The organism is Gilliamella sp. LMG 34359 (assembly GCF_984569085.1).
Genome location: NZ_OZ474906.1, coordinates 3,468,171 through 3,485,320 on the forward strand (window position 1 = coordinate 3,468,171; position 17,150 = coordinate 3,485,320).

Annotated in this window: 14 protein-coding genes and 1 pseudogene; 10 read left to right on the plus strand and 5 right to left on the minus strand. The window is 38.2% G+C overall.

Annotated elements, in window-relative coordinates; all coding sequences use genetic code 11:
* Positions 1-196 precede the first annotated feature (196 nt).
* The 3 genes from AC5LXV_RS15800 to AC5LXV_RS15810 are packed head-to-tail and all read right to left on the minus strand — an operon-like array spanning position 197 to position 6,719.
* Positions 197-670: a hypothetical protein gene (locus tag AC5LXV_RS15800; RefSeq protein WP_493466190.1), complete on the minus strand. Its 474-nt coding sequence runs from the start codon at positions 668-670 to the stop codon at positions 197-199.
* A complete protein-coding gene (locus AC5LXV_RS15805; RefSeq protein WP_493466991.1) occupies positions 670-5,955 on the minus strand; it encodes an RHS repeat-associated core domain-containing protein in 5,286 nt (1,761 codons plus the stop codon). Before AC5LXV_RS15805 ends, AC5LXV_RS15800 begins: the two co-directional genes overlap by 1 nt.
* A gap of 29 nt (positions 5,956-5,984) precedes the next feature.
* Positions 5,985-6,719 (minus strand): DUF4123 domain-containing protein, encoded by a 735-nt coding sequence (locus AC5LXV_RS15810; protein WP_493466992.1) that lies wholly within the window; start codon positions 6,717-6,719, stop codon positions 5,985-5,987.
* A 210-nt stretch (positions 6,720-6,929) separates the two neighbouring features.
* Between AC5LXV_RS15810 and AC5LXV_RS15815 the strand changes: the two are divergent.
* Positions 6,930-7,019 (plus strand): annotated as a pseudogene (locus AC5LXV_RS15815) (hypothetical protein); the annotation flags it as partial.
* A 154-nt stretch (positions 7,020-7,173) separates the two neighbouring features.
* Here the strand turns inward: AC5LXV_RS15815 and AC5LXV_RS15820 are convergent.
* Together AC5LXV_RS15820 and AC5LXV_RS15825 are read right to left on the minus strand one after the other, a co-directional pair.
* On the minus strand, positions 7,174-7,407 hold the full coding sequence (locus tag AC5LXV_RS15820; RefSeq protein ID WP_493466993.1) for a helix-hairpin-helix domain-containing protein: 234 nt from the start codon (positions 7,405-7,407) through the stop codon (positions 7,174-7,176).
* 36 nt (positions 7,408-7,443) lie between these two features.
* Complete coding sequence (locus AC5LXV_RS15825; RefSeq protein ID WP_110423284.1) at positions 7,444-7,959, minus strand: ClbS/DfsB family four-helix bundle protein; 516 nt, start codon at positions 7,957-7,959, stop codon at positions 7,444-7,446.
* Between the two features lie 329 nt (positions 7,960-8,288).
* Here AC5LXV_RS15825 and urtA point away from each other — a divergent pair, with 329 nt between their 5' ends.
* The 9 genes from urtA (at position 8,289) to ureC (ending at position 17,136) form a co-directional block, all read left to right on the plus strand.
* Positions 8,289-9,584, plus strand: coding sequence for an urea ABC transporter substrate-binding protein (gene urtA, locus AC5LXV_RS15830; RefSeq protein ID WP_493466994.1), 1,296 nt, complete (start codon positions 8,289-8,291; stop codon positions 9,582-9,584).
* 116 nt (positions 9,585-9,700) lie between these two features.
* The gene (urtB, locus tag AC5LXV_RS15835; protein ID WP_493445407.1) at positions 9,701-11,275 is read left to right on the plus strand and encodes an urea ABC transporter permease subunit UrtB; all 1,575 of its coding nucleotides are present in this window, start codon (positions 9,701-9,703) and stop codon (positions 11,273-11,275) included.
* A gap of 2 nt (positions 11,276-11,277) precedes the next feature.
* Positions 11,278-12,378, plus strand: coding sequence for an urea ABC transporter permease subunit UrtC (gene urtC / locus AC5LXV_RS15840; RefSeq protein ID WP_493466995.1), 1,101 nt, complete (start codon positions 11,278-11,280; stop codon positions 12,376-12,378).
* Positions 12,375-13,235, plus strand: a complete 861-nt coding sequence (gene urtD / locus AC5LXV_RS15845; protein ID WP_065577750.1) for an urea ABC transporter ATP-binding protein UrtD — start codon at positions 12,375-12,377, stop codon at positions 13,233-13,235. The genes urtC and urtD overlap by 4 nt, the downstream gene beginning before the upstream one ends.
* Positions 13,228-13,923 (plus strand): urea ABC transporter ATP-binding subunit UrtE, encoded by a 696-nt coding sequence (gene urtE / locus AC5LXV_RS15850; RefSeq protein WP_144189901.1) that lies wholly within the window; start codon positions 13,228-13,230, stop codon positions 13,921-13,923. The genes urtD and urtE overlap by 8 nt, the downstream gene beginning before the upstream one ends.
* Positions 13,920-14,762, plus strand: coding sequence for an urease accessory protein UreD (locus AC5LXV_RS15855; RefSeq protein WP_493466996.1), 843 nt, complete (start codon positions 13,920-13,922; stop codon positions 14,760-14,762). Before urtE ends, AC5LXV_RS15855 begins: the two co-directional genes overlap by 4 nt.
* A 33-nt stretch (positions 14,763-14,795) precedes the next feature.
* Positions 14,796-15,098 (plus strand): urease subunit gamma, encoded by a 303-nt coding sequence (ureA, locus tag AC5LXV_RS15860; protein ID WP_493466997.1) that lies wholly within the window; start codon positions 14,796-14,798, stop codon positions 15,096-15,098.
* A gap of 12 nt (positions 15,099-15,110) precedes the next feature.
* Positions 15,111-15,440 carry an urease subunit beta gene (locus tag AC5LXV_RS15865; RefSeq protein WP_493466998.1) on the plus strand — a complete coding sequence of 110 codons (330 nt, stop codon included), beginning with the start codon at positions 15,111-15,113 and terminating at the stop codon, positions 15,438-15,440.
* Positions 15,433-17,136: an urease subunit alpha gene (ureC, locus tag AC5LXV_RS15870; protein WP_493466999.1), complete on the plus strand. Its 1,704-nt coding sequence runs from the start codon at positions 15,433-15,435 to the stop codon at positions 17,134-17,136. Before AC5LXV_RS15865 ends, ureC begins: the two co-directional genes overlap by 8 nt.
* The last annotated feature ends 14 nt before the right edge of the window (positions 17,137-17,150 follow it).

A 17,150-nucleotide genomic window follows, 5' to 3' on the forward strand; every position in this document is an offset into this window, starting at 1 on the left:
TATGACAAAAAAGTATCCCTTAATATGCTTATCAGCTTGCAAGTTCTAGGTTTATTTTAGATGTTCACATTCGGGGATAAAACATAAGCATTACCGTTTGGAATTTGTAATTAGATTCAATACATTATAGCCAAAGTGGTAACACTCTGTTTTTTTAAACTATTCTCCGGTTAAATCACAACTCACACCTTAATCATTAAAAAGAAAAAAGATCATATGGGCAACCATTTTTACGAGTAAAGTTAAATTGTATGTCTAAAGGGTTCATATTTTCTGCATCCGGGACTTTATCAAAGTTATCTCTTAAATAACGATATAATACTCCTATTTTCTTTCTCTCTTCCGCGGTTAATTCATCAATTAAATCTTCATGTTGAGTTAAAAAAAAGTAGGAATTATCTTTTCTGAGATGATAATAACATTCTATATTTTCAAATAAACTCCAAGCGTCTTCAACATTTTCCTCAAGTGAACTTAAGTATAATCTAAAATATTTGATCAACAATTGATACGGATGCTCTTTCTCTTCAAGACCTCCCATCATTCCCATAAAATTAATCATATAACAATGATATCCTCGACACCATTCATCTGGTGAAAAATAGTCACCTTCACCTTTAAGAAAGGGAATAATTTCATTATTGTTTACTGCTCGTTCAAATTTACCCATTATTGTAATCTCTCAAAGTTTTCAAATTGGCTTAATATTGTTTCCAGATTGTTAGTATTAATCTTTTCCGACCCTTCTAAGACAGCTTCTGGAACCCCTCCTTTAGTAAATCCCCCCGGGATCCATTGTCCTTCATATGCCCCGAATTCATTACCCGTTGACATTCCAAACTTAAAACGAATATCGTTTGGTTTAATATGAACGATATATATTCGCGTATTGGCAAGACTTTCGTTTCCCAATCCTAATCGTTCGTTTAATATCCGCCAATCGTTACCTGCTGCTCGGTATTCTTCAACGATTTTTTCCATATCGGATCTTAAACCCACAAACTTTCGTGCTGGATATGTTGTATATTTTTCAGAAAGCTTGCTTTCAATCACAATAAAACTGCCACCTTCTTGTTTAAATAAGGCCAGATGTGCATCTACATATTCTTTTGGCAAGTATTCAAGGACATTATTCGGTCGGTTACCTCTTTCTAAATTAATAATTTCATCAAACTTTTTCTGAGTCATTGGAACGTTTTTAGGTACACGGGCATTGGCCGTATTACTGGGATTTATAACTTCACCGGTGCCACTCTTCGGTATATTTTTAAACCCAATCGGATCTATCCAATTGACCGGATTAGGGCAGTATTGATAAAAATTGAGACCACCAATCAGCTTTATCGGGTCTTGGGTTATATACCGCCCGACAAAGGGGTCGTAGTAACGATTTAGGTTGTAGTGTAGACCTGTCTCTTCATCGTAGTATTGTCCCTGAAAGCGCAGCGGGTTATCAGGGATAGCACGATTGCCAACTTCATGGTAGGTTTCATCAATAATCTGCCCATAGCCATTATACTGGCATTCATATAATGTTTCACCAAATCCATCCGTTAACCCTATCGGCGTGCCGAGTTGGTCGTTTTGGTACCAGTAGAGTTGGGTTTTGCCTTGTTGGGCATTGCCCTGTACTAACGCCAGTGGCCGGAAAGAGCCCTGCTCATAGAGGTAACTTTGCCAGTGCTTGTCATTGTCGGTTTCGGCAATCAGTTTATGACCTTGCCAGATAAATTCCGTGGTTTTGCCATTAACCGTTTTACTGGTACGGCGGTTAAACGGGTCATAGCTGTAGGTAATGGTTTGACCACTGGGTTTAATCACCTTGATTAGACGATGTCGGCAATCATACTCATAATGCGTCACCAGACTTTGGTTTTTACCACGCTTTTCGGTAATTAAATTACCAAAACGGTCATACTCAAAATGTTTATCACTAAAAAACAGTAGCCGATTGCCACGGTTCACTTTCGCTTCAAGCTGCGCTAAAGATTGTTTCTCACTGATTTTATTGCCGGTGGTATCATAACTAAACAGCTCTACTTTTTCCGCATGATGCTCTTCGCGATTCGCTTGGGGATAGCTGACCGTTTGCAGTTGACCTAACTTATCATAACGGTAATGGCGGGCTTGATTACCGTTGATTTGGGCAAGCTGACCATCAGGCTCATATTGGTACTGCTGTTGCCAGACCGGCAGCGGGGTATCATTGAGTTCAACATCAAAACCACGGTAGATTTGGTGTGACGCGAGCTGGCCGAGTTCATCATAGTGATAACGGTTAATTAAGCCATTACCCTGACGCCGCTCGCGCTCTCGTCCGGCTGAGTCATAAAACATGCCAATTAAGGATTGCCCCTCTAGCGTCATTCCTCGTAGCTGACCGTTACGGTGATGGTATTCCAACCACTGCCCATCGGGGAGTTTGGTGCCATCGAGCAAACCACTGGTTTTATCATAACGGTGACGAATCGTTGCCCAGTTTTGATGTTCTGCCGTCATCTGACCATCAAGATTATATTCCCAAACCAGTATATTTTGACCATCTTTAACTTTAATCAACTGACCATATGCATCATATTCATACTGCTCAATAACGCCGTCAGCAAAAATTCGCCGAACCAAGCGACCCGTGATATCACGCTGGTACTGTGTCACCAAAGGCTCAGCATCCGGTGTGTTACCATATTCCCTTTTTTCGATAATACGCCCGGCGTTGTCATAATGATAGGTGGTTCTAATGCCATCAAAGCCTATCTCTTCACTTAGCTGCCCGGTCGGGGTATAGTTTAAGTGATACACTTCACCTTTTTGGTTCTCAATCTCACTCATCTGTATGTGAACATTGTCATAGCGAAATTTGAGCCGCTCACCATTAGGTAAGCGTTTTTCCGTTACTAAGTGCAGGGGTGAGGCATACTCATATTCCGTCACCTTGCCCGATTCATCCTTAAACCAAGTCACTTTGCCATAAGCATTATAGCGATATTCTCGCGTGGTTTTGTTCGGGTAGGTCAGTTGGGTAACTTGCCCCAAACTGTCATAGGTGTAGCTTATCGTCTGGTTTTGCCCATCACTGATGGCCGTTATTCGCCCTTGGGCATCATAGGTATAATACTCAATGCGGCCATCCGGATAGGTGGTTTGTGTTCGTTGACCGGTGGCGTCCCATGCTTGAGTTAATTTAGTACCATCCGGGTAGATAATCGCAATACACTGTCCATCTTCATTGTACTGATATTGCGTCTTTTTCCCTTCTGGCGTAATTTCTTCTATGCGGTCTCCATAACCATTGTAGCGAAACTTCCAATTGCGGTTGCCTTGTATAATCTCACTGATTTGCTCGTCCCACCAGTAATAGTAGGTCGATTGCCCGTCGGGGGTGTTAACTTCAGCCAGATTATTAAATTCATTATAGACATAATGGGTCTGACCGCCGAGCGCATCGGTTTTTACGGTCATTTGACCGTTGTCATTATACTCGTAGGTGGTCGTGTCACCATTGGCATTGGTTTCACTAATGAGTTTACCTTGTTGATTATGAATGTAGATTAAGGTCGTGCCATCTGACTGGTAAACGGTCGATTTACGCTGCTGGGTATCCCATTCATAACGACTTTCAATACCGTTAAAGTTGGTGATTTGCCGATGACAAACCGCCGATTTCCCTTCACCTTGCCACTGCCAGCTAAATATCGCGCCCCCCGCCAGTTGACGCTGAACAATAAGATGCCCTTCCCCATAACGATAATGCTCGGTTTGATTTAATGCATTACTTGCCGCTATCAGCTCTTGCTGGTCATTGTACTGATAATGCATAATCGGGCGTAGCAGTTGCCATTCCTGTATTGCTGACTGGCGAGTAAACTCACTTACCTCAGTGATAAGTGAAGGGGTTTGCGCTGAGTAAGTCAGTGCTATCCGCTTTAAGCCACCAGCCAGCTCAAGGGCTATCAGTTTACCCTCTGTATCGTAAATCACGGTATGCTCATGGCCATATTTATCACTGATAGCCACCAGTTTGGCTGTGCTGGCGGTAGCCGAGTCTCGCTTAAAGTGATAAATACCAAACTCACTGCTAACCAGATAGTGATTCGGTTTGCGACCTAAATAGAGGGCCGCTTCGGATAATAAGTTGACAATCGCCGGCGCTGACTCGGTAGGTAATGGGAAGCTAATAAGATTGTTTTCGTGATTTTGCCAAATAACGCGGTCATCCGCGGTAAAGGTTAACGTATGGCAAAGGCTGTGACTCCAGCCATAACCCAGACCACAATTGAACTCCACCGCACTGGTTCGATAAAGTCGCTGCCAAACAAAAGGGAACTGGCTAAATAGGGTATCATCAACTAAGGTTAATAGCTCTTCACCGGTTAACATTGATACCGGATCGTTGTCTGTTCTTTGTTTTTTTCCTGTCGCACTTGGTTTTTCACTTGGCGTTTCCTGGTGGGTGTTACTTATATTATTATTTCTGTTTAATGTTACGCCGCTTTCATCTTTGCCAGCATTCGTCACTACGTTAACTGGTTGCTTATTTTTAGTAACCGTTTTTAATTCAATACCGTCGGTTATACCGCCTACCTTTGTCACTGAAGTTTTTAGCTGTTTTTTATTAAAAAACTCAATAAAACGTTCAGGAAGCGAACCAATTATTTCCGCAGTAGTTGCTTTTGCAACTGAAGTTTTGGTTGATATAAAACTCTTGCCTTTTTCCAGTAAATTAGCGGTGGTTTGACTGATTGTTGAAGAAGAGGTTCGTAAAACGCTCTTAGCAATAGGGATAGCTTTCCCTATTACATAACATTCGGCAAAAAACTGCGCCACATCAACAGCAAAATCAAAAAAATCTTTACCCAATAAATAAGCTTTATCTTTTGGCGACTGTATTTCATACCAATATTCAAGGGCGGCCATTATAATATACAGATATACTTCATCTTGAACAAAAAAATAGACGTCTTTTATTTCGTTTTCTGTTTTGGGTGTTTCTGATGGTTCTTGAGTTTGGAATAATGACTGATACGATGCCCATAATTTCTTACCGGCAGCTTGCGCAAGTAATGGATTTGTTGGGATAAGTAGTGAAGCATATATTGACCGGTGGTCAATCATGAAATCCCATCCATCGATGACAGACTTTTTAACTTCACCGGTTTTTTCTACCCCGCGATCCACAACCCCCTCAAAAAAATCACCACCGACTGCCGTTGCTAATGGGATTTCCTCTGATATGGGATTATCGTAAATTCGTTGAGTGGCTTCAGCCATAGCTTTATCAAAGATTTGCCACCGTTGCTCATGGACATTGTCCCATTCGGATTCTAAAAATTCAGATAAATGTTGAATAATACGTTTATAACCATTTAGCCACTCATCAACTTGTTGTTGATTTGTAAAGGGATCAATACGAACATAATAACGCTTGCCGGGTTGACAGCCATCAATAACTGCCCGGCCGTTATCATCCAATTCAAATGGGATTGCATTTTCTTCATCGGGAGAATATTCGGTATAAATCTGATAATCATTTTCATCGACAACTTCTTTTTCTAATTGCGGCAAAAGTTGCCCTTTCAAGTTACCGACTTTAATAAATCGTTGACCGTCAGGCTGTTGGGCTGTCTCTACTGGAGCATCGGAAAATACAGAGGTTGAGAGTTCAAATCCATATTGAATAATAATCTGTTTATTTAAAGGACACTGTGCAGTTATTCCACTTTCTTGCCCATGATGTCTAAACTGATATATCTCACTTAAAATTCTCGAAACCTTTTCCCCTCGCGTTTCACTGAGCTTATCATTTAATGCTAATATCTGAATACTACTTGCCACGCCACTTTCTTGTAATTTCTTTTTATATTTATCGTGAACAGAGTGGTCGATATCGTCTAAAATACGAGAGAAACGCGCTAAGACAGACTGTAAAACTTCTTGTTTTCGATTCTTTTTATCCATATTTTACATCCCTGTGAGGTATTGAGTTTTTATAATGTGTATTTAATTAGCTGTTGAACCGCTTTATTTACGCCGTTTTCACCCTTTTCAATAACCAGATGCGATAATAGATGTGCTAGCTTTTTATGTATAATCTCCTCATCAAATTGAAAATAGTAAGTTGGATACTCTTCCTGCAAACATTGAATAATATTACCAATTAAAGGCGTCTTATTTTTTTGTGATAGATAATCGATAAGTTCAGCCGGCACTTGCCACCAAGGGGAAACTTGCGCCTCTGCCTGTAGTGGAACAAAAACAGTAAAAGGTTCACCATTAACCCAATAAAAGGCAAACGCCGGTAATACCTCAGCCCAACTATCGGCCATAAAACGGATTTGTTCAGCCAAATAGGTACCATCCCAGTAGCGAAAAAAGACCGTTTCACCATCCGGCATAATCACTTGGGTTAAACTGCGCAGATGAGCACAAATCGATTCAAAGGGCAAATGTGAACGTGCCAACCACCCCCAATTCTGATATTCAGTTTGGCTAACCCAATTTAAAAACGGACTAGTTTCATCAAGTTGGACAATCATTGGCATCACACTATGCCAATTAGTATAGGGCGTACCGGTATAAAGCCCATAAGGAGTTTGCGAGCCATCAGTCACATAATAGTTTTTCACTGACTGCGCATCACTGACATTCGATAACACCGCATAGAGCGGCATCTTTGCCGTGGCTGTTATTTGACTCCAGTCTGATAGTGCAAGCTTAGTCATCTTGACCCCTTAATCAACACCGATAATCGATAATGTTATTGACTTGATTATAGGTGCTTTAACTGCATAAGGCAATTATATGATTGGTTTAATAACGGATAAAATTTAAGCTAATTCATCGCATGAATATTGAACAATAAATGCAAATGTAGCTGTTTGAGGATATCAAACGTCACCCTCTAGGATAATACCGTTGCTGAAGCGACATTTAAGACAATTAAAACTGAATTTATCAAAAATGAGATATTCACCAATACTAATGAACTACGACAACGTTTTTCTGCTTATGCATATTGGTAAAACAACAATCGGCGGCATTCATCATTAGGTTATTTGACGACGATGGCATTTAATAAACAGTTACCCCTTAATTTTGTTGTATGAAAAAGTGTAGACATTCCACCTATACACATAGGGATAAACATAATAACAATTAGTTAAAATCGAATATTGATTAACTTTGATTAACCAAAGCCAAAATATTTTGGATTGCGATTTTAGCTTGATGGCTATTTTTCCAACATGATGATCCTGTCAATAAAGCGCCTTTATTTAATATTTCATCTAAGTTGGTATTACGTAATTTTTCAAAGGAATCAAATTCCATCTGTTGTAATCTTTCTACTATTTTATCGCCAACGTATTTCAGCTCTAAAAGTTGTTTTTTTTCTAATTCTGAAAAAGCCATAATTTTCCTCTCTCTTTTGCAAAACTTTTTATGATTTTATTGATTTAAATTTAGCTTTTTCCATTTCCTAATTTTAGTTCTAAAGGATTTAAATGGCGCAACAGAATTGATGTGTATAAAACGTGCAACAGGCCATGCTGAAGGGTAAGGTTTTGTCCAATTGCGGGCATCTTTAGTAAAAAGCGTATTATCATCTAATGATACTATCCAACTATTCCAAATCGCCAGTTTCTGTTTGAATAATTCAATAAGTTGTTGTAACGAATAATCTTGATAAATATGATAAAAGTGTTGATATAGCTCGCCTAACTGATTCCATTTATACCCTTCAGCAGGTAAAACTGGCGTTTTTCCGGCCAATTCATCATCATCCCAAGATTTGACCAGATCTAACCATCCTAATTGATAGGCAATCATCTGCGCTGGGGTTCGGTCGACACCTTCAATAAATTTATCTTTATCAGATTCAGATAGTTCACTGAATTCATCGATAAATAGCTTGGCGGTTTTATTAATTTCATCCAATAGTTGTTGTTTGTTTTCGTAATTCATATCTGACGACTCTTCATTTGTTATCATTTATTAATTATAAATGATAACAATACTATAGGCTTGGGTCAAAAAGCATATTATGCCTGCACCAATTTAGCTCATGCGCGCAAATAAAGTGCGTTATTCATTTTTATTAATACTGTTTATACGTTTACAAAACCGTGGTTGCTAGCTTATAAAATAAACTTTTATCCCTGCTAGAAAATAGTTTAGGTTTAGGTCTAGTAATTTAAAAAACCTGGTCTTTAACTATTTGGCATAACTTTTGCATTACTTTTAATAATAATAAATAAATCACCACTATTTTTTATGTATAAAGAGGTAATAGTATGTCAATCACGAGCAAAATAAATACCACCATTAAGTTAACGTTTCTCGCCGCAGGATTATTTACCGCTAATCTAATCTATGCCGCCGAAAATACCATAAAAATCGGGGTATTACATTCACTTTCTGGCTCAATGGCAATATCAGAAAGTACTTTAAAAGATACCCTATTAATGCTGGTAGAAGAACAAAACAAAAAAGGTGGTGTGTTAGGTAAACAAATAGAAGCCGTGGTAGTTGATCCCGCATCAAACTGGAGCCTTTTTGCAGAAAAATCACGTGATTTACTCGCCAAAGATAAGGTATCAGCGGTATTTGGTTGCTGGACTTCTGTATCAAGAAAATCGGTATTACCTATCTTTGAAGAACTTAATGGTATTTTATTTTATCCTGTTCAATATGAAGGTGAGGAATCATCCAAAAATATCTTTTATACCGGTGCAGCACCAAATCAACAAGCAATTCCTGCTGTGGATTATTTGCAAAAAGAATTTAATATTGAACGTTGGGTATTAGTCGGTACTGATTATGTTTATCCTAGAACCACCAACAAAATTTTAGAAACTTATCTCAAAGATCATTATGGCGTAAAAGATAATGACATAATGATTAACTACACGCCATTTAGCCATTCTGACTGGCAATCTATCATTGCTGATATTAAAAAATTTGGTTTAGCGGGAAAAAAGACCGCTGTGATTTCAACTATTAATGGTGATGCTAATGTTCCTTTTTATAAAGAATTATCTAACCAAGGTATTAGCGCAGACCAACTACCGGTAATTGCTTTTTCAGTAGGTGAGGAAGAGTTGTCTGGTATTGATACGGCTCCATTAGTTGGTCATTTAGCATCTTGGAACTATTTTCAATCAATTGATAATGATTTAAATAGTGAATTTATTAATAACTGGCACGCTTTTACTAAAAGTGATAAGCGAGTAACCAACGACCCAATGGAAGCCACCTATATCGGCTTTAATATGTGGGTGAAAGCGGTAGAAAAAGCGGGCACAGATGATCCAACTGCTGTTCAAAACGCATTAATTGGCGTAACAGTACCGAATTTAACCGGTAGTTATGCCGTGATGATGCCAAATCATCACATCACTAAACCTATTATGATTGGCGAAATTCAAGACGATGGTCAATTTGAAGTGGTAGATAAGTCAGCTGGTACGATTGTCGGTGATGAATGGTCAGATTATTTACCCAGTTCAAAATCAATGATTGCCGATTGGCGTACACCGTTGGCATGCGGTAAATATGATGTGAGTAAAAAAGTTTGCCTAAAAGATTAATCATCTCGAATCCTAAATATTATGCATGGTGAGTCACTCTCACCATTTATCTGTAATAAAGTTCTCAATGCATAATCGGTTAATCAATATAGCAAACAGAAGCATAGGAATAAATAATGAGAAGAATGATATTGATATGTCTGTTATGGATGATCACCAATCTAGCAACAGCAGCGCTACCTGACCAATTTGCCCAGCGGTTAGCCAAAGGTTCCTTGACTGAAAAACAACAATTAATCAGTGAAATGATTAAGGAAAATGATGCATCAATACAGCCACTTTTCACTGCATTAGTTGAGGGTAACTTATATTGGTTGGATACCAATAGTACACTTGCCATTAAACAGGATAATCAATTTATTAATTGGCGTAATAAACAAGTTATTGATCTACCTAAAAACCAGTTTAAACGTATTACTATAAACAATAACATTCGCCAGTTAGTTGCTCAATACCAACTCCAAATCAAACTGAGTAGTAATACCATTCCAACAAGACGTAATGCAGCAAAAGCGCTTTTTGGACATATTCAATCACCGTCACAAATAAATATCATTGTTGAAAGGTTAGCACTAGAGCAAGATAGTGAAGTTAAACAACGATTACTTGAGGCATTAGCATTTGCAAAACTTGAGAATTGTCAGCAAAACGAATGTTTAGTTCTACTTACCCAACTTAGTAATGTCACTAATCCTATATTTGTACAAAAACTGCAACAATTGACATCAATAGAGGGTTCGCCAATAGTTAAAGAAAAAGCGCAAAGCCTACTTAATAAAATAACTCAAAAAAAAGCGATTTATGAAAAAACTGAACAAGTCTATTTTGGCATTAGTTTAGGTGCAGTACTTGTGCTTGCAGCAATTGGCTTAGCCATCACGTTTGGAGTTATGGGCGTGATTAATATGGCGCATGGTGAATTAATTATGATTGGTGCATATACCACCTATGTAATGCAACAACTATTGCCTAACTATCCTGGTATAGCGTTAATTCTATCTGTCCCTGCTGCATTTTTAGTATGTGGTGCGGTTGGCATGTTAATCGAAATCAGTGTCATTAAATATCTATATGGTAGGCCACTCGAAACCCTACTCGCCACTTTTGGTATTAGCCTACTATTACAACAATTATTTAGAACCCTATTTTCACCATTAAATAAAGCGATAATCACGCCAAGTTGGATGCAAGGTTCAATTCAGGTCAATGACTTTTTATCACTCACGATTAATCGACTATATGTTATTGGTTTTAGCTTAACTATTTTTATTGTTCTGCTATTAATTATGAAAAAAACATCTTTAGGACTAAATGTCCGAGCTATTTCGATGAATCCACTAATGGCAAGATGTTTAGGGGTTAAAGCTAGCTGGGTAAATGCATTAACCTTTGGGCTAGGTTCAGGCATTGCCGGGCTTGCGGGAGTTGCGCTATCACAAATCACCAATGTTGGTCCTAATCTTGGGCAAAATTATATTATTGATTCATTTATGGTGGTGGTATTTGGCGGTGTTGGTAATTTATGGGGGACGTTAATAGCCGGTTTAACTTTAGGATTAGCCAATAAATTTTTAGAGCCAATTACCGGAGCCATGCTAGCTAAGATTATGGTACTTATTAGTTTAGTACTATTTATTCAAAAACGACCTCGTGGTCTTTTCCCACAACGTGGTCGAGCTGTAGAGGGATAAATATGTTAACGAAATATTTTAAACAAGATAATGGGCGTTATGTACTATTTTGCCTAATTTTATTAGTCATCTATTTAGTGATAGCTAATCTTTTTTTCCCAACCAATAGCCTGTTTTATGTCGGAAATCAGACCATTATTTTAGTCAGTAAGTACTTATGTTATGCCTTACTTGCGTTATCAGTTGATTTAGTTTGGGGTTATTTAGGTATTCTAAGTTTAGGCCACGGTGCCTTTTTTGCCCTAGGTGGTTATATGATGGGAATGTATTTATCTGTACAAGGTGAAAATGGCTCAACCACTTTACCTGAATTTGCCTCATTTATTAATTGGCAAAATTTACCTTGGTACTGGATGGGAACCAATAATTTCTTATCTACTTTGCTACTGGTTATGCTAATACCTGGCTTATTGGCTTTTATATTTGGTTATATGACATTTCGTTCTCGCGTTTCGGGTGTTTATCTGTCAATCATCACCCAAGCCCTTACCTTTGCATTGATGTTGGCATTTCAACGCAATGAGATGGGGGTTGGTGGCGATAATGGTCTAACTAACTTCAAATATTTATTAGGCTTTTCAATTACCAGTAATGGGATGCGAGTAATGTTATTACTCATTACGTTAATTGTGGTAATTATTAGTTATCTAATCTGTTATCAATTAATCAAAAGCAAATTAGGTAAAGTGATTATTGCCATTCGCGATGCAGAAGCGCGCGTTAGGTTTGTCGGTTATCGCGTTGAAAATGTCAAATTGGCGGTTTTTACTTTCTCGGCAGTATTAGCCGGTATTGCTGGTGCCTTATATGTACCACAAGTCGGAATCATCACACCCATTGAATTTTTACCACTTAATTCAATTGAAATTGTCGTTTGGGTTGCTGTTGGTGGTCGAGCGACTTTATATGGCGCCATCGTTGGTGCATTTTTAGTCAATTATTGTAAATCACTTTTCACCGTATGGTTCCCTGACGAATGGTTATTTGCTTTAGGTCTGCTGTTTGTATTAGTTACCCTATTTTTACCAAAAGGTATTGTTGGTTTACTCAAGCTAACTCATTCGAAAAAACCGCAACTAAAACCACAGGAGGCAAGTTTATGAATAAAAATCCTCTAAAGCAAAATTTAAAATCGGCCTCCTCATTTCTTAAAGATTATGAAGCGCCACCGCAACCCGATTTAGATACCACTAAAGGTATTATTCTTTATTTAGAAGGAATTAACGTTAGCTTTGATAGTTTTAAAGCGATAAATGAATTGAATCTTTATATTAAACAGGGTGAATTACGCTGCATTATTGGCCCTAATGGCGCCGGTAAAACCACCATGATGGATGTAATCACAGGTAAAACCAAACCACAATCTGGTACCGCTTGGTTTGGTCAAAAACTTAACTTATTAACCATGGATGAACCACAAATTGCCCAAGCTGGCATCGGGCGTAAATTTCAAAAACCGACAGTATTTGAAGCATTAACTGTGAATGATAATTTAATGATAGCCAATGCCGGAAAAAAAACAGTTTGGCATACTCTTCGCCATCAAGTTAACCAGATAGAACAAGAACAGATAGAAGAGATACTTTTACTAATCGGTTTAATGGAGATGCGTAATGAATCTGCCGCTATTTTATCTCATGGACAAAAACAGTGGTTAGAATTGGGAATGTTATTAATGCAAAAGCCTCAACTGCTGTTAGTTGATGAGCCCGTTGCTGGGATGACGACTCAAGAAATGGATAAAACCGCAGAGTTATTAAATTCGTTAGCCGGCAAACATACATTAGTTGTGGTTGAACATGATATGGATTTCGTTCGCCAAATTGCCAAAACGGTTTCGGTATTACATCAGGGTTCAATCTTGGCCGAAGGTAATATGGAGCAAGTACAGAATAATCCTAAAGTGATTGAAGTCTATTTAGGACAATCTACCACAGGGAGGAACGTTAATGTTGCTTAAATTATCTAACATAAATCAATTCTATGGGCAGACGCATATTTTATGGGATATCGATCTCTCTTTAGCTAAAGGTAAATGTACTTGTCTCATGGGACGTAATGGAGTTGGTAAAACCACGCTGGTACAGTCTATTATGGGAAATTTAAAAATCAAAAAAGGCAATATACAATTTAAAGACACCGATATCACCCATAAATCTATCGAAACTCGTGCCTATATGGGGATAGGATATGTGCCACAAGGAAGACAAATCTTTTCGCAATTAACTGTTGAAGAGAATTTGCGAGTTGGTCTTGCGGCTAAAAGATCACGATCAGCAAAAATACCTGATTTAGTTTATTCACTATTTCCAGTATTAAAAGAGATGAGAAACCGTCGTGGCGGCGATCTGTCTGGAGGACAGCAACAGCAATTAGCCATTGGTAGAGCACTGGTTATCGAACCTTCTTTATTAATTTTAGATGAACCGACTGAAGGGATTCAACCCAATATCGTACATGATATAGGTTCGATCATTAATCGACTTAATCATGAACTAGGCTTAACTGTACTATTGGTCGAACAAAAATTACCTTTTATTCAAATGGTTGCTGATGATTTTTATTTGCTTGATCGTGGACGTAATATTGCCAATGGTTGCTTAGCACAATTAACACCAGATTTAATTAAAAATTATTTAACAGTATGATTCAAAACAATACAGCTAAAAACAATGCTAATGGCTGGTTAGGTAAACTATCACTATCTTTTGCTAACCGTTTTGGAAATGGTGAACTACAGCGAACTGAGTTAGTTGATCGTCAACAACAAGGGCCTTTAACTATACAACGGCCATTCTATCCAGAAGGAAAACCTTGCCATATATATTTACTCCATCCTCCGGGGGGAATTGTGGGGGGCGATAAACTTGAGCTAGATATTTTTTTAGATCACGATAGCCATCTATTAATGACTATGCCCGGGGCCAGTAAATTTTATCGTAGTCACGATAATATTGCGCAGTTAAAACAAAAAGTGACTTTAGCATCAGATAGTATTATTGAATGGTTACCTCAAGAAAATATTTTTTTTAATGGCAGCAACGCTAATTTAACAACTGAATTTAATTTAGCTTTAGGAAGTCGATTGCTAGGTTGGGAAAATTTGTGCTTTGGTCGACCAGTTATGCATGAAAAATTTCAACAAGGCAATATCAAAAGCCGTTTGACAATTAATTTACCTGATGAATTAGGTCTTGATGAACACTTAAAAATTATTAATGGTAATTGTGCTCCTATAGGTAATTACACATATAGTGCGACTTTATTTGCCTACCCTATTGATCCTACCATTTTACAACTAGTACAAAAACGGCTTGAAGATAGCATTATTCCAATAGGCGCAACGGCTCTAGGACAATTATTAATCGTTCGTTTGTTGGCCAATGACAATCAGATTTGTCAGCAATATTTACAGCGATTATGGTCGTTATTACGGCCATTAATTATCAATCTACCTGCATGCCCACCTCGCATTTGGGCAACCTAAATTACTTTTTATAAATATGAAGAGAAAAAAACAATGAAATTAACACCGAGAGAAAAAGACAAATTATTACTATTTACAGCAGCACTACTAGCCGAAAGGCGAAAAGTACGAGGGGTAAAATTAAATTATCCTGAATCAATAGCACTAATTAGTGCCGCAATTTTAGAAGGTGCTAGAGATGGTTTAACCGTTACTGAATTAATGAATTTAGGACGAAAGGTCTTAACGCGTAACGACGTAATGGAGGGAGTTGCCGATATGATCCAAGATGTTCAGGTTGAAGCAACATTTCCTGATGGTACTAAATTAGTTACTGTTCATAATCCTATTATTTAAAAGGTAAATTATATGATTCCAGGCCAAGTGATTGTACAACCGGGTAATATTGAATTAAATAAAAATCGTAAAACCATTCAAATAACAGTTGCTAATCATAGTGATAGACCGATTCAAATAGGTTCTCATTATCATTTTTTCGAGGTTAATCAAGCCTTAAAATTTGAGCGAGCCAAAAGCTATGGATATCGCTTAGATATTGCAGCCGGTACAGCTGTGCGGTTTGAGCCAGGCCAAAGTCGTACTGTAGTGTTAGTTGAACTGGCTGGTAAAAGGCAAGTGTATGGATTCCAAGGCGCAGTAATGGGTGCATTAGATAATAAAGGAATTGAAAATGAGTAATATTTCTAGACAAGCGTATGCAGAAATGTTTGGCCCAACCATAGGAGATAAAGTTCGCTTAGCCGACACCGAGTTATGGATACAAGTTGAGCAAGATTTTACTACTTATGGTGAAGAGGTTAAATTTGGTGGCGGTAAAGTGATCCGTGATGGCATGGGACAAAGTCAATTATGTGCAGATTTGGTTGCGGATGTTGTAATAACCAATGCTTTAATCATTGATCATTGGGGAATTGTTAAAGCTGATATTGGCATTAAAAATGGACGTATTTTGGCTATTGGTAAAGCGGGAAATCCAGATATACAACCAGATATAACCATCGCTATTGGCGCTAGCACTGAAATTATTGCTGGCGAAAATAGCATTGTTACAGCAGGCGGAATTGACTCTCATATCCATTTCATATGCCCACAACAAGCCGAAGAAGCTATTTGCTCAGGAATAACCACATTTATCGGTGGCGGTACCGGCCCGGCAACGGGAACCAACGCAACCACTTGCACCCCAGGCAAATGGCATATCGAAAAAATGTTACAAGCCTGTGATAATTTGCCTGTGAATATTGGATTGTTAGCTAAAGGTAATTGCAGTGTTATCGAACCATTAATCGAACAAGTCAATGCTGGCGCTATTGGTTTAAAATTACATGAAGACTGGGGATCAACACCACAAGCAATTAGTAATTGCCTTGATGTAGCAGATAAAATGGATGTACAAGTTGCTATTCATACCGATACCCTTAATGAGTCAGGTTTTGTTGAAGACACCTTAGCGGCCATTGGCGATAGAACCATTCATACTTATCATACAGAAGGAGCCGGAGGTGGTCATGCACCGGATATCATTAAAGCCTGTGGTTATGCAAATATTTTACCTTCCTCGACTAATCCTACCCGCCCTTATACCATCAATACCATAGATGAACATTTAGATATGTTGATGGTTTGTCACCATCTCGATGCCGGAATTGCAGAAGATGTCGCTTTTGCTGAATCAAGGATACGCAGAGAAACCATTGCCGCAGAAGATATACTACATGATTTAGGTGCATTTTCGATGATCTCATCAGATTCACAAGCTATGGGGCGTGTGGGCGAAGTTATTATAAGAACATGGCAAACAGCTCATAAAATGAAAGTAAAACGTGGTGCATTACCTCCAGATAATGAACAAAATGATAATTTTAGGGTTAAACGCTATCTGGCTAAATACACGATAAATCCTGCTATTACCCATGGAATCAGTCATGAAGTAGGATCTATAGAAGTAGGAAAATTAGCCGATCTTGTCATTTGGCAACCCGCTTTTTTTGGTGTCAAACCTAGTTTAATTCTTAAAGCAGGAATGATAGCTTACGCCGAAATGGGTGATGTTAATGCCTCAATTCCCACACCACAACCCGTACACTATCGCCCAATGTTTGCAACCTTAGGTAAAGCAGGCTCTTTATCCAGAATGACATTTATTTCGCAAGCGGCTGCCGATTTAAATGTAGCGCAAAATTTAGGATTAAAAAGTTTGATTGGTGTGGCAAAAAATTGCCGACAGATTAAAAAACAAGACATGCTACATAATGCATGGCAACCCAATATTGAAGTTGATGCCCAAACGTATGAAGTTAAAGCGGATAATCACTTACTAAGTTGTGAAGCTGCTTCTATATTACCAATGGCGCAAAGATACTTTTTATTTTAATGAATTGGAATTCA

Bases quoted from the DNA above. Each gene is read 5' to 3' on its own strand.
- AC5LXV_RS15800 (WP_493466190.1), bottom strand. From the start codon at position 670: ATGGGTAAATTTGAACGAGCAGTAAACAATAATGAAATTATTCCCTTT.
- AC5LXV_RS15805 (WP_493466991.1), bottom strand. From the start codon at position 5,955: ATGGATAAAAAGAATCGAAAACAAGAAGTTTTACAGTCTGTCTTAGCG.
- AC5LXV_RS15810 (WP_493466992.1), bottom strand. From the start codon at position 6,719: ATGACTAAGCTTGCACTATCAGACTGGAGTCAAATAACAGCCACGGCA.
- AC5LXV_RS15820 (WP_493466993.1), bottom strand. From the start codon at position 7,407: ATGGCTTTTTCAGAATTAGAAAAAAAACAACTTTTAGAGCTGAAATAC.
- AC5LXV_RS15825 (WP_110423284.1), bottom strand. From the start codon at position 7,959: ATGAATTACGAAAACAAACAACAACTATTGGATGAAATTAATAAAACC.
- urtA (WP_493466994.1), top strand. From the start codon at position 8,289: ATGTCAATCACGAGCAAAATAAATACCACCATTAAGTTAACGTTTCTC.
- urtB (WP_493445407.1), top strand. From the start codon at position 9,701: ATGAGAAGAATGATATTGATATGTCTGTTATGGATGATCACCAATCTA.
- urtC (WP_493466995.1), top strand. From the start codon at position 11,278: ATGTTAACGAAATATTTTAAACAAGATAATGGGCGTTATGTACTATTT.
- urtD (WP_065577750.1), top strand. From the start codon at position 12,375: ATGAATAAAAATCCTCTAAAGCAAAATTTAAAATCGGCCTCCTCATTT.
- AC5LXV_RS15855 (WP_493466996.1), top strand. From the start codon at position 13,920: ATGATTCAAAACAATACAGCTAAAAACAATGCTAATGGCTGGTTAGGT.
- ureA (WP_493466997.1), top strand. From the start codon at position 14,796: ATGAAATTAACACCGAGAGAAAAAGACAAATTATTACTATTTACAGCA.
- AC5LXV_RS15865 (WP_493466998.1), top strand. From the start codon at position 15,111: ATGATTCCAGGCCAAGTGATTGTACAACCGGGTAATATTGAATTAAAT.
- ureC (WP_493466999.1), top strand. From the start codon at position 15,433: ATGAGTAATATTTCTAGACAAGCGTATGCAGAAATGTTTGGCCCAACC.